Source organism: Pseudomonas sp. R3-18-08, from assembly GCF_003852065.1.
Classification (GTDB): Bacteria; Pseudomonadota; Gammaproteobacteria; order Pseudomonadales; family Pseudomonadaceae; genus Aquipseudomonas.
Window position 1 is genome coordinate 2,486,848 of record NZ_CP027729.1, and the last position, 12,744, is coordinate 2,499,591.

Consider the following 12,744-nt stretch of genomic DNA (forward strand, 5'->3'; position numbering starts at 1 on the left):
CCGGAGGCTTCATGTCGTTGAGCGCAGTCACCCCGCACCGTGCCCGGTTGGGCGAAGGGCCGTTCTGGGATGCTCCGTCCCAGGCCCTGTTTTGGGTGGATATCGCCGCCCGCCAGGCCCTGCGCCTGATGGACGGGCAGTTGCGAGTCTGGCAATTACCTGAACACGTCTCGGCGTTCATCCCCTGCGAAAGCGGGGATGCGCTGGTGACCCTGAGCAGCGGTGTGTACCGGCTGGACTTGAACACCGAAGCCCTGACCCTGCTGTGCGTGGCCGACCCGCAACCGGGTAACCGCGGCAACGAAGCCCGCTGCGATGCCCAGGGCCGACTATGGCTGGGCACCATGCAGAACAACATCGGCGCCCACGGCGAAGACCTGCCCATCACGCGACGCTCCGGCGGGCTGTTTCGTATCGACGCCGATGCGACGGTCACGCCGTTGCTGAGCGGCCTGGGCATTCCCAACACGCTGTTATGGAGCGACGACGGCGGCCATGTGCATTTCGGCGACAGCCTGGATGGCACGCTGTACCGGCATGCCATCCAGCCCGACGGCCAGCTCGACGCCGCCCGGACCTGGTTCGCTGCCCACGAACGCGGCGGGCCGGACGGCTCGGCCATGGACAGTGAGGGTTACATCTGGAATGCGCGTTGGGACGGCAGTTGCCTGCTGCGCCTGACGCCCCAAGGGCAGGTGGACCGCATCGTCGAACTGCCCGTCAGCCGCCCCACCAGTTGCGTGTTTGGTGGGCCTGATCTGACCACCCTGTATATCACCAGCGCCGCCGGCCCCTTGGATCACCCATTGGACGGTGCGGTACTGAGCCTGCAAGTGGAGGTGCCAGGCAAGCCCTGTCACCGCTTCGCCGGATAAAGCGAAAAACGAATATTCAAAAACAACAACAAGGAGTCACCCGTATGAATCGTCGTCGTGGTTTGCGTTCCCTGTGCTGCGCCGCTGTGGCGGTCTCGGCCATGAGCTTGAGCGGCCTGCTGCTGGCCGCTGAAGAAGTGAAGATCGGCTTTCTGGTCAAGCAGGCCGAAGAGCCCTGGTTCCAGACCGAATGGGCCTTCGCCGAAAAAGCCGGCAAGGAGCACGGTTTCACTGTGATCAAGATCGCCGTGCCCGACGGAGAGAAAACCCTTTCGGCCATCGACAGCCTGGCGGCCAACGGCGCCAAGGGCTTCGTGATCTGCCCGCCGGACGTGTCCCTGGGCCCGGCGATTGTCGCCAAGGCCAAGGCCAACGACCTGAAAGTGATCGCGGTGGATGACCGTTTCGTCGATGCCAAGGGCAATTTCATGGAGGACGTGCCGTACCTGGGCATGGCCGCCTTTGAAGTGGGCCAGAAGCAGGGCGCCGCGATGGCCGCCGAAGCGAAAAAACGCGGTTGGGACTGGAAAGACACCTATGCGGTGATCAACACTTTCAACGAACTCGACACCGGCAAGAAACGCACCGACGGCTCGATCAAATCCCTGGAAGAAGCCGGCATTCCCAAGGACCATATCCTGACCGCCGCGCTGAAAACCCTCGACGTCCCAGGCAGCATGGACGCCACCAACTCGGCGCTGGTCAAGCTGCCCAGCGGCGCGAAAAACCTGATCATCGGCGGCATGAACGACAACACCGTGCTCGGCGGCGTACGTGCTACCGAAAGCGCCGGTTTCGCGGCGGCTAATGTGATCGGCATCGGCATCAATGGCACCGACGCCATCGGCGAGTTGAAGAAAGCCAACAGCGGCTTCTTCGGCTCGATGCTGCCCAGCCCGCATATCGAAGGCTATAACACCGCGCTGATGATGTACGAGTGGGTCACCAAAGGCACTGAACCGCCGAAGTACACCGCCATGGACGAAGTGACCCTGATCACTCGCGAGAACTTCCAGGCGGAACTGACCAAGATCGGGCTGTGGAAATGACCGCTGCGGCCCTGCGTTTTGACGGTATCGGCAAAACCTTCCCTGGGGTCAAGGCGCTCGACGGCATCAGCTTCACCGCCCACCCAGGGCAAGTGCATGCGCTGATGGGCGAGAACGGTGCGGGTAAGTCGACGCTGCTGAAGATCCTCGGCGGCGCCTATATTCCCAGCACCGGCACGGTGCAGATCGGCGAGCAGGTCATGGCCTTCAAATGCGCCGCCGACAGCATTGCCAGTGGCGTCGCGGTGATCCACCAGGAATTGCACCTGGTGCCGGAAATGACCGTGGCGGAGAACCTGTTCCTCGGGCATTTGCCGTCGCGTTTTGGCGTGGTCAATCGCAGCCTGCTGCGCCAGCAGGCGCTGGCGTGTCTCAAGGGCCTGGCCGATGAAATCGACCCCCAGGAAAAGCTCGGGCGCCTGTCCCTGGGCCAGCGCCAACTGGTGGAAATCGCCAAAGCGCTGTCCCGTGGCGCCCATGTGATCGCCTTCGATGAACCGACCAGCAGCCTCTCGGCGCGGGAGATCGATCGCTTGATGGCGATCATCACGCGCCTGCGCGATGAGGGCAAAGTGGTGCTGTACGTGTCTCACCGCATGGAGGAGGTGTTCCGTATCTGCAATGCGGTGACGGTGTTCAAGGACGGCCGCTTCGTGCGCACCTTCGAGGACATGAGCGCGCTGAACCACGACCAGCTGGTGACCTGCATGGTCGGCCGCGATATTCAGGACATCTACGACTACCGCCCGCGCGAGCACGGCGACGTCGCCCTGAAGGTCAACGGCCTGCTCGGCCCCGGCTTGCGCGAGCCGATCAGTTTTGCGGTGCGCAAAGGCGAAATCCTCGGCCTGTTCGGGTTGGTGGGGGCAGGGCGCACGGAACTGTTCCGACTGCTCAGCGGCCTGGAGCGTGCCAGTGCCGGCAGCCTGGAGTTGTGCGGTGAGCCGCTGCAATTGCGCTCACCTCGCGATGCCATCGCCGCCGGCGTGCTGCTGTGCCCGGAAGACCGCAAGAAGGAGGGCATCATTCCGCTGTCCAGCGTCGCCGAAAACATCAACATCAGTGCCCGTGGCGCGCATTCCGCGTTCGGCTGGCTGTTGCGCGATGGCTGGGAGAAAGGCAACGCCGACCACCAGATCAAGGCGATGAAGGTCAAGACCCCGAACGCGGCGCAGAAGATCATGTACCTGTCCGGCGGCAACCAACAGAAAGCCATTCTCGGCCGCTGGCTGTCGATGCCGATGAAGGTGCTGCTGCTGGACGAACCGACCCGTGGCATCGATATCGGCGCCAAGGCCGAGATCTACCAGATCATCCATAACCTGGCGGCGCAGGGCATCGCGGTGATCGTGGTGTCCAGCGACCTGATGGAAGTCATGGGCATTTCCGACCGCATCCTGGTGCTGTGCGAAGGCGCCCTGCGCGGTGAACAACTGCGCGCACACGCGACTGAATCCAACCTGCTGCAGCTGGCCTTGCCGCGCGGCCTGGCGAACTGAGAGACGACCATGACCACTCAAAACAACACGCTGCCCTCGGCACGCAAACCCCTCGACCTGCGCGCCTTGCTCGACAACTGGGCGATGCTGCTGGCGGCGGTGGGCATCTTTGTCCTGTGTGCCTTGCTGATCGATAACTTCCTCTCGCCGCTGAACATGCGCGGGCTGGGCCTGGCGATATCCACGGTGGGCATTGCGGCGTGCACCATGCTGTTCTGCCTGGCCTCCGGGCATTTCGACTTGTCGGTGGGTTCGGTGATTGCCTGCGCCGGCGTGGTGGCGGCGATTGTGATGCGCGACACCGACAGCGTGATGCTCGGCATCGGCGCGGCGCTGCTGATGGGCCTGATGGTGGGGTTGATCAACGGTATCGTGATCGCCAAGCTGCGGGTCAACGCGCTGATCACCACCCTGGCGACCATGCAGATCGTGCGTGGCCTGGCCTATATCTTCGCTGACGGCAAAGCGGTGGGCGTGTCCCAGGACCAGTTCTTCGTGTTCGGCAACGGCCAGTTGCTCGGCGTGCCGGTGCCGATCCTGATCACCATCGTGTGCTTCCTGTTCTTCGGCTGGTTGCTCAACTACACCACCTACGGGCGCAACACCATGGCCATCGGCGGCAACCCGGAAGCGGCGTTGCTGGCGGGGGTCAATGTGGATCGCACCAAGATCCTGATCTTCGCCGTGCACGGCTTGATCGGCGCGTTGGCCGGGGTGATCCTTGCCTCGCGCATGACCTCCGGCCAACCGATGATCGGCCAGGGTTTTGAACTGACGGTGATTTCCGCCTGTGTGCTGGGCGGGGTGTCGTTGAGCGGCGGTATCGGCATGATCCGCCATGTGATCGCCGGGGTGTTGATCCTGGCGATTATCGAGAATGCGATGAACCTGAAGAACATCGATACCTTCTACCAGTATGTAATTCGCGGCTCGATCCTGCTGTTGGCCGTCGTCATCGACCGCATGAAACAACGCTGAACCAAGCCCTACAAAGATCCAATGTGGGAGGGGGCTTGCCCCCGATGAGGGAGTGTCAGCACATGCACCTGTAACTGACACACCGCCATCGGGAGCAAGCCCCCTCCCACAGTTTTAGTTGGCGGTGAACTTGAACACGGTGTTCTGGGTATAGGTCTGCCCAGGGTTCAAACGGGTCGAGGCAAACTTGGGCTGGTTAGGCGCATCCGGAAAGTGCTGGGTCTCCAGGGTGAACCCGCTCCAGTGCTGGTAGGTCTTGCCAGCCTTGCCCTTCACCGAACCATCCAGGAAGTTACTGGTGTAGAACTGCACGCCCGGTTCGCTGGTGTAGAGCTGCAAACGCCGCCCCGACTCAGGATCATGCACCTCGGCCGCCAGTTGTTTTACGTCGCCTTTGGTGTCCAGCGCCCAGTTGAAGTCGAACCCACCCTGTTTCGGTTCGGCGAACTTGAGCTGCGGATGATCCTCCTTGATGTGCTGGCCGATGGCGGTAGGCTTGAGGAAATCCATCGGCGTGCCCTTGACCGGCGCCAGTTCGCCGGTGGGAATCAGGGTGGCATTCACCGGTGTGTAATGGCTGGCATGCAAGGTGGCGACCTGCTTGAGAATATCGCCATTACCCGCGCCAGCCAGGTTGAAGTAGCTGTGGTTGGTGAGGTTGAGCACGGTCGGTTTGTCAGTGGTGGCCTTGTAGTCGATGTGCAGTTCGTTCTTGTCGTTGAGGCGATAAGTGACTTCGGTTTTCAGGTTGCCGGGGAAACCCATTTCACCGTCCTTGGACAAGTAGGTGAGGGTGACCCCGACCGAGTCCTTGTCCTTGACCGGCTTGGCTTGCCACACCTGCTTGTCGAAGCCCTGGGCGCCGCCATGCAGCGAGTTCGGGCCGTCGTTGAGCGGTACCTGGTAGCGTTTGCCGTCGAGTTCGAAGGCACCGCCGGCCAGGCGATTGCCGAAGCGGCCGATGGTCGCGCCGAAAAACGCGGTACCGCCTTGATAGCCTTGTACGTCGTCAAAGCCCAGCACCACGTCGTCGACCTTGCCGTGTTTGTCCGGCACCTTCAGCGATTGCAGCACACCGCCGTAGGTAATCACCGTGGCTTGCATGCCATGGCTGTTGCGCAACACGTATTGTTCGACGGCGGTGCCGTCATTGGTTTTGCCGAAGGGTTTGTGTTCGCTGGTCAGGCCTGCGGCCTGGGCGCCGCCGCTGGCGATCAACATGGACATTGCCAGGCCGGACAGCAAGTATCGGGGGTGCTTCATGGTCGAACTTCCTTTTGTTGTTTTTGGATTGAATAGTTCTACTAATGTGCGATATTTCGTGATTGAGACAGCGAATTTATAGCCTTTAACGCCGATTTCGTAAAATAAAATAAGACTAATTGATCGAGGCATTACGTTATGAGTACTCAGCAGGCCCTGTATCCCGACCTTAAGGGCAAGACCGTATTGATCTCCGGCGGGGCTTCCGGGATTGGCGAGTTCATGGTGCGGGCGTTCGCCGCCCAGGGCGCCAAGGTGGCGTTCGTGGACCGCGCCCAAAGCCAGGGCGAACGCCTGGCCGCGCTGTTGAACTCCAACGGGCATAGCGTTGAGTTCGAATGCTGCGATATCACCGACGAGATCGGCTATCGCGCGGCGATCGGGCGCTTCGAACATTCCCTCGGCCCGATCACGGTGCTGGTCAACAACGCGGCGAACGACGTACGCCATACCCTGGAAGAAATCGACTCGGAAATGTTCGACCGGCTGATTGCGGTCAACCTCAAGCACGCCTTCTTTGCCGCCAAGGCCGTGGTACCAATGATGAAAGAGGCCGGTGGCGGCTCGATCATCAACTTGGGCTCGGTCGGCTGGATGATGGCCTCCGCCGGCTACCCGGTGTACGCCGCCAGCAAGGCCGCCGCCCACGGCATGACCCGTGGCCTGGCGCGGGAGTTAGGGCCCCACCACATCCGCGTCAATACCCTGGTGCCGGGCTGGGTGATGACGGAAAAACAACTGGCCATGTGGGTGGACGACGCGGCCCGCGAGCTGATCGCCCGCAGTCAGTGCCTGCCGGGCAGCGTGATGCCCGAGCATATCGCCAATATGGCGTTGTTTTTGGCTTCCGATGCCTCGGCGATGTGTTCGGCGCAGAACTTTATCGTGGATGGTGGTTGGGTCTAGGCCGGGCGCCTCTGTCCAACTGTGGGAGGGGGCTTGCTCCCGATAGCGGTGGGTCAGTCAAGGATGCATTGACTGACATGCCCTCATCGGGAGCAAGCCCCCTCCCACATTTGAACAGTGGTATTTATTCGATCGGGTCAGGCTTTGAAGGCCGCGTGCTGCGCGAGGCTTCATGCCGAACGCCTGGCAGCCCCCGGCGGCTGCCCGGTGATGCGTTTGAAGGCACGGCTGAACGCTGCCTGGGAGGTGTAACCCAGGCGTTGTGCCACGGTTTCGATGGGCATGCGTTCCAGGGTCAGCCATTGGCTGGCCAGGCGCATGCGCAGTTCCGTGGCGTAGCGCAGCGGCGGTATGCCGAGGACGGCCTGGAAGCGGTCGGCGAACACCGAGCGCGAGGTATGACACTGGGCGGCCAGCTCCGCCACGCTCCAGTCGTGGCCCGGCTGCTGGTGCAAGGCGAGCAGGGCGCTGGCCAGGCGCGGGTCGCGCAATGCGGCCACCAGGCCCGAGGCGTTGCCACAGGCGCACTCGACCCAGCCGCGTACGATCATCGCCGCCACCACATCGGCGAGGCGCGCAAGAATGCCGGCAAAGCCTACGCGCGCCGTGGACATTTCGCGTTCCATTACCGCCAGGATCGGCATCAGCCCCGGGTAACGCTGGCCGCCGGCATCGATCAGCATCAGGGCCGGCATCAGGTTGCCGAGCCCCTGGAGGCTGCCGAGCTCAAACTCCATGCACGCACTGAACAACACCAGGCTGGGGACGGTATCGGGTGATGCATTCACGGCGCACACGGTATCCCCCAACGGTGCGCTGTCGAAATGGTCGATGTCCTGCACGACGGCATCCGCTGCGGATAACAGCGCGTGCGCGCCGCCGTGGGAGATGAACACCGCATTGCCGGCCGACAGTGCGAAAAGGCTGCCGTCCTCAGCGCGCAGCGTGGCGCGGCCGGCCGCGATGAAGTGGAAATAGGCGTGGCCCGGCCTGGCGCCAAAGCCCATGCCGAAGGTGGGCCCGGCCTGGATGCGTCGGTACTGCACACCCCGCAGGCGCATGCCGCGCAGCAACTCGTTGATCAGCTCTGAAGAAGCGGTGAATGCGTCCACTGAAGTCACGCTCGGGGTTTCGGTTAAAAACTCAAGGCTTTGTATCATAGATCATCCTGGCCGGCCTACCTAGACTGAGCACCTCGCTAATGACTTGAGGAAGACCTGCGATGACTGATTGTGCAGCCCATGCGCCTGCGGGCGTTGTGACAGAGCCGGCCTGGCTGGCGGTATTTTCCCTGGCGATGGGGGTATTCGGCTTGCTCACGGCGGAGTACTTGCCGGCCAGCCTGTTGACACCGATGGCCCTGGACCTGGGCGTTACCGAGGCGCTGGCCGGGCAAGCTGTCACGGTGACGGCGGTGGTGGCGCTGTTCGCCGGTCTGCTGGTGCCGGGGCTGACCCGTGGTATCGACCGGCGCGTCGTGCTGCTGGGGTTTTCCACGCTGATGATCGCCTCCAACCTGCTGGTGGCATTGTCCTCCAGCCTGACGGTGCTGTTGTTGATGCGCATCCTGCTGGGCATCGCCCTCGGCGGTTTCTGGAGCATGGCGGCTGCAGTGGCGATGCGCCTGGTGCCGGCGGCGTCCTTGCCCCGTGCGCTGTCGATCATTTTCAGCGGGATCGCGCTGGGCACCGTGGTCGCCGTGCCACTGGGCAGCTATTTGGGTGGCCTGTACGGCTGGCGCAGTGCGTTTATTGCGGCGGCCGCCGTCGGCCTGCTGACCCTGGCGTTCCAGGCATTCACGCTGCCGCGCATGGCACCCCATGGCACCGCGCGCCTGCGCACCGTGCTGGACGTACTGCAGCGCCCCGGCATCGCCATCGGCATGTTCGGCTGCGTACTGGTGCACACCGCGCATTTCGCGCTGTTCACCTACATCCGGCCGTTTCTGGAAAGCACCACCGGGGTCGACACCGAGGGGCTGGCGCTGATGCTGCTGGGGTTCGGCGTGGCGAACTTCGCCGGCACGCTGTTCGCCGGGTGGCTGCTGGTGCGCCGCCCACGCACAACACTGGTGTTAATGCCGGTGTTGGTGGCAATCGCGGCACTGGCGCTGGTCTGGTTGCCGGCGTCACTGCCGGGCCAGGCGATGCTCCTGGCGCTATGGGGCATGGCGTTTGGCGGCGTGCCCGTGGCGTGGTCGAACTGGGTCGCGCGGGCGGTGCCGGACCAGGCGGAAAGTGCCGGAGGCATGGTGGTCGCGTCGGTGCAGTCGGCCATCGCGGCGGGCGCTGCCGGTGGCGGGCTGATGTTCAGCTTCAGCGGCATTGGTGGGGTGTTTATCGGTGCGGGTGTGTTGATGTTGCTCGCGGCCTTGCTCATCGCCCTGCGTGTGCAGGTGCCTGGGCAAGACGGGGACGCCAGTGTGACGCGCCACGCATCTTTGGTTTAGTCTTAAACCCTTTGTTGATCGCAAGCGCCCCCGAGGAGCACCGAGCATGTCTGACTACGTACCCCCCAAGGTCTGGACCTGGGACACCGAAAGCGGCGGCACCTTCGCCAGCATCAACCGGCCCATCGCCGGCGCCACCCATGAAAAAGCGCTGCCGGTCGGCAAGCACCCGTTGCAGCTGTATTCCCTGGCCACGCCCAATGGGCAGAAGGTCACGATCCTGCTCGAAGAGCTGCTGGCGCTCGGGCACACCGGTGCCGAATACGACGCCTGGCTGATCAAGATCGGTGACGGCGACCAGTTCGGCAGCGGTTTCGTGGCGGTGAACCCGAACTCGAAGATCCCGGCGTTGATGGATCACAGCGGCGCTGCGCCGATTCGCGTGTTCGAGTCGGGCGCAATCCTGCAGTACCTGGCCGAGAAGTTCGGCGCGTTTTTGCCCACCGAACCTGCCGCCCGTGCCGAATGCCTGTCGTGGCTGTTCTGGCAGATGGGCAGCGCACCGTATCTGGGCGGCGGCTTCGGGCATTTCTACGCGTATGCGCCGAGCAAGATGGAATACCCGATCAATCGCTTCGCCATGGAGGCCAAGCGCCAGCTGGATGTGCTGGACAAGCGCCTGGCGGTGAGCGAATACATTGCCGGGGACGCCTACACCATCGCCGACATCGCCATCTGGCCCTGGTACGGCGGGTTGGTCAAAGGGCGGTTGTATGGTGCGGCGGAGTTTCTCTCGGTGCATGAATACAAGCACGTCATGCGCTGGGCGGATGCGATTGATGCACGCCCGGCGGTGCAGCGCGGGCGGCGGGTGAATCGGGTGTCCGGCGACGATCAGTTGGCCGAGCGCCATAGCGCGAGCGACTTGGACTGAAAGTGTGGGAGGGGGCAAGCCCCCTCCCACATTTGGATCTTCTTGGCTTCAATTATTTGTAGCGCTGTTCAAACACCGCTACCTGTTCGGGTTTTATGAGTTCGAACGGTACCCACACCTCCGACTCAATCGGCTCGCCCTTGATCATCCGCACCGCCGCTTGTACCGCTTGAGTCGCCTGGGCTTTGGGGTCCTGGAACACCGAGGCGGTGAGCACGCCGCGCCTGATCGCCGCCAAGCCATCGGGCAGGCCATCGATGCCGACAATCGCCACTTCGCCCTTGGCCTTGCCGGCCTGCTGCAAAGCCATGGCCGCGCCAATCGCCATTTCATCGTTGTTGGCCACGATCGCGTCGAACTGTGTGCCCGCCAGCAGCCAGTTGCTGGTCAGGTCCATGGCCTTGCTGCGTTGCCATTCGGCACTTTGCTGCTCGACGATCTTGATCCCGGGAAAGTCCTTGAGCACCTGCTTGGCGCCTTCAGTGCGGTCATGGGTGGCGTTTTGCGCCAGGTCGCCCATGATGATCGCCACGTTGCCCTTGCCGCCGAGTTTTTCCGCGAGGTAGCGCATCTGCAGTTGCCCGGCTTCGATGTCGTTGGACGCCACGGTCACGACCCCCTTGGGCAGCGTGCGTTGGTCGGGATGGCGGTTGACGTACACCAATGGCTTATTGGCGGCCACGGCGGCGCGGGTCATGTTGGCGGTGGCGGCGGTGTCCACCGGCAGCACGATGACCGCGTCGACGTTCTGGTTGAGGAACCCTTCGACCTGGTTGAGCTGACGCACCACGTCGCCCTGGGCGTCCTCGAACTGGATCTGCACGTCTTGTTGTTTGGCGGCCGTTTCAAGGCCGGTGCGCACATAGGTCATGAAGTTATCGTCGACCCGCGCGATGCTCACACCAATGCGGTACGCGGCGAAGGTCCATTGGCTGAACAGCAGCAACAGGGTGGCAACGATCAATGAATAGCGATGCATGAGGTGTTCCTCTTGTTGTTATAGGGTGAATGCCTGGCGAAAACGCTCCAGGGCGGCTTCGCTGTCGCCGCTGGCCCAGGCTTCCAGGCCGACCACGCCGCTGTAGCCGATGGCCTGCAGCGCCCTGGCAATCGCCGGGTAGTGGATTTCGCCGGTGCCAGGCTCCTGGCGTCCGGGCACGTCCGCCACTTGGATTTCGCCGATGGCGCTGCCCGCGCGCTGGATCAACTCGATCAGGTTTCCTTCGCCGATCTGCGCGTGGTAAAGGTCCAGGTTCATTTTCAGGTGTGGGCTGCCCACGGCTTCGATCAGCGCCAGGGTGTCGTCGGCGCGGGCGAATGGCGTGCCGGGGTGGTCGACCTCGGTGTTGAGGTTTTCCAGCAGGAACACGCGGCCGGCGTCTTGCCCCAGGCGAGCGATTTTCTCCAGCGTCTTGCAGGCGCTCAGCCACATGCGCCCGGTGGTCCGGCTGACGGGTTGCACCGGCAGGCCGCCGTCACCCAGGCCGGTGCCATGCAAATTGAGGCTGGGGCACTTGAGGCGCTCGGCAACGCTTAAGGATTCGCGGGCGCTGTCGAGCATGTGGCGGATACCGTCGGGGTCGGTGAGCGTGCCGCTGATGTAGCCGGTCATCGAGGTGAAGTCCGCGCCCGTCGCGGCCAGGGCGTTGATGTCTTTGTCGGTCCAGTTCCAGATTTCGGCGCTGAAACCCAGGGCATGTATCCGCTTGACCCGCTCGACGAAGGGCAGGTCCAGAAACACCATCTCGGCACTCACCGCCAGCTTGAACGGGCTCATAAGCTCACCGCCGTGCCTTGCTCATAGGATTGGATACAGGCGCGGGCAATCGCCAGGGCGGCGCGGGCATCTTCCCCGCTGGCCAGGGGTTTGGCGCCGCTGCGCAGGCAGTCGACGAAGTGGCTGAGTTCGGCAATGTAGGCATCGCGCAACAGGTCGGTGTCCAGGCGCTGGGTGTCGGCCTGGATGCCCTGGGCCTGGTAGCGCACCAAGTCGCAGGCCTGCACGCCGCCCATGGTCAGCATGCCGGCGCTGCCGAACACTTCACCGCGCACGTCATAGCCATACACCGCCTGGAAGCTGGCTTCGGCGGTGGCAATCGCGCCGTTATCGAAACGGATCGTGACCACGGCGGTGTCGAGCAAACCCTGGCTTTTGTAGTCCGGGGCGATCAGGGCGTCGGCCATCACCTGCACCTGCACCGCTTCGGCGCCGGGGTTGAGGTAGCGCAGGGTGTCGAAGTCGTGGATCAGGGTTTCCAGGAAAATCACCCATTGCGGTGAGGCGCCAGGGTTGTTCAGCGCCGGGTCGCGGGTCAGGGAGCGCAGCAACTGCGGGGTGCCGATTCGGCCTGCGGCGACGTCGAGGTGGGCGGCGCGAAAGCTCTTGGCGAAGCGCCGGTTGAAGCCGACTTGCAGTGGCACCCGGGCATCGGCCGCAGCGGCGATGGCGCGGTCGGCTTCATCGAGGGTGATGGCCATGGGCTTCTCGCAGAAGATGCCCTTGCCGGCACGGGCGGCGCTGATTACCAGTTCGGCATGGCTGCGGGCGGGGGCGGCGATGAGTACGCCGTCGATATCCGGGTCGTCGAGCAGTTGCTGCGGGTCGGTGTACACCTTGGCTACCCCCAGCTCTGCCGCCAGACGTGCGGCTTGCCCTGGGGTAGGGTCGGCGATGGCGGCGAGGCAAGCGCCGGGAATGTGCCGGGCGGCGGTCAGGCCGTGGAAGCTGCCCATGCGACCGGCGCCGATCAAGCCCAGGCGGATGTTTTTTGTATTCATGTATGACCCCTTTTTATTGTTGGCCTCAGGACGATCCTGGCGGGCAAAGGGGTAAGAGCAAGGGCTGTGCCAA

General features: G+C 63.4%; 12 protein-coding genes. 7 read left to right on the plus strand and 5 right to left on the minus strand.

Annotation, left to right across the window (positions count from 1 at the left end):
* Positions 1-11: 11 nt before the first annotated feature.
* From C4J92_RS11505 to araH, 4 genes are read left to right on the plus strand one after another with little or no spacing between them, the layout of a single operon-like run.
* Positions 12-875: an SMP-30/gluconolactonase/LRE family protein gene (locus tag C4J92_RS11505; protein WP_124403906.1), complete on the plus strand. Its 864-nt coding sequence runs from the start codon at positions 12-14 to the stop codon at positions 873-875.
* A 44-nt stretch (positions 876-919) separates the two neighbouring features.
* Positions 920-1,924 (plus strand): substrate-binding domain-containing protein, encoded by a 1,005-nt coding sequence (locus tag C4J92_RS11510; protein WP_124403907.1) that lies wholly within the window; start codon positions 920-922, stop codon positions 1,922-1,924.
* Positions 1,921-3,423: an L-arabinose ABC transporter ATP-binding protein AraG gene (gene araG, locus C4J92_RS11515; RefSeq protein WP_124403908.1), complete on the plus strand. Its 1,503-nt coding sequence runs from the start codon at positions 1,921-1,923 to the stop codon at positions 3,421-3,423. The genes C4J92_RS11510 and araG overlap by 4 nt, the downstream gene beginning before the upstream one ends.
* Before the next feature lie 9 nt (positions 3,424-3,432).
* A complete protein-coding gene (araH, locus tag C4J92_RS11520) occupies positions 3,433-4,401 on the plus strand; it encodes an L-arabinose ABC transporter permease AraH (RefSeq protein ID WP_124403909.1) in 969 nt (322 codons plus the stop codon).
* Positions 4,402-4,515: 114 nt separating this feature from the next.
* On the opposite strand, the gene C4J92_RS11525 is transcribed toward araH, so the two are convergent.
* Positions 4,516-5,664, minus strand: a complete 1,149-nt coding sequence (locus C4J92_RS11525) for an aldose epimerase family protein (protein WP_124403910.1) — start codon at positions 5,662-5,664, stop codon at positions 4,516-4,518.
* 138 nt (positions 5,665-5,802) lie between these two features.
* Here C4J92_RS11525 and C4J92_RS11530 point away from each other — a divergent pair, with 138 nt between their 5' ends.
* Positions 5,803-6,570 (plus strand): SDR family NAD(P)-dependent oxidoreductase, encoded by a 768-nt coding sequence (locus C4J92_RS11530; RefSeq protein ID WP_124403911.1) that lies wholly within the window; start codon positions 5,803-5,805, stop codon positions 6,568-6,570.
* A 170-nt stretch (positions 6,571-6,740) separates the two neighbouring features.
* Here the strand turns inward: C4J92_RS11530 and C4J92_RS11535 are convergent, their stop codons facing one another.
* A complete protein-coding gene (locus tag C4J92_RS11535) occupies positions 6,741-7,730 on the minus strand; it encodes an AraC family transcriptional regulator (RefSeq protein WP_124403912.1) in 990 nt (329 codons plus the stop codon).
* A 62-nt stretch (positions 7,731-7,792) separates the two neighbouring features.
* On the opposite strand from C4J92_RS11535, the gene C4J92_RS11540 reads away from it, so the two are divergent.
* Positions 7,793-9,019 (plus strand): MFS transporter, encoded by a 1,227-nt coding sequence (locus C4J92_RS11540; RefSeq protein WP_124403913.1) that lies wholly within the window; start codon positions 7,793-7,795, stop codon positions 9,017-9,019.
* A gap of 46 nt (positions 9,020-9,065) precedes the next feature.
* Positions 9,066-9,893: a glutathione-dependent disulfide-bond oxidoreductase gene (gene yghU, locus C4J92_RS11545; RefSeq protein WP_124403914.1), complete on the plus strand. Its 828-nt coding sequence runs from the start codon at positions 9,066-9,068 to the stop codon at positions 9,891-9,893.
* A gap of 52 nt (positions 9,894-9,945) precedes the next feature.
* Here yghU and C4J92_RS11550 read toward each other — a convergent pair whose 3' ends face one another.
* The 3 genes from C4J92_RS11550 to C4J92_RS11560 are packed head-to-tail and all read right to left on the minus strand — an operon-like array spanning position 9,946 to position 12,671.
* Positions 9,946-10,872, minus strand: a complete 927-nt coding sequence (locus tag C4J92_RS11550; RefSeq protein WP_124403915.1) for a sugar ABC transporter substrate-binding protein — start codon at positions 10,870-10,872, stop codon at positions 9,946-9,948.
* An 18-nt stretch (positions 10,873-10,890) separates the two neighbouring features.
* A complete protein-coding gene (locus C4J92_RS11555) occupies positions 10,891-11,670 on the minus strand; it encodes a TIM barrel protein (protein ID WP_124403916.1) in 780 nt (259 codons plus the stop codon).
* The gene (locus C4J92_RS11560; protein ID WP_124403917.1) at positions 11,667-12,671 is read right to left on the minus strand and encodes a Gfo/Idh/MocA family oxidoreductase; all 1,005 of its coding nucleotides are present in this window, start codon (positions 12,669-12,671) and stop codon (positions 11,667-11,669) included. The genes C4J92_RS11555 and C4J92_RS11560 overlap by 4 nt, the downstream gene beginning before the upstream one ends.
* Positions 12,672-12,744 lie beyond the last annotated feature (73 nt).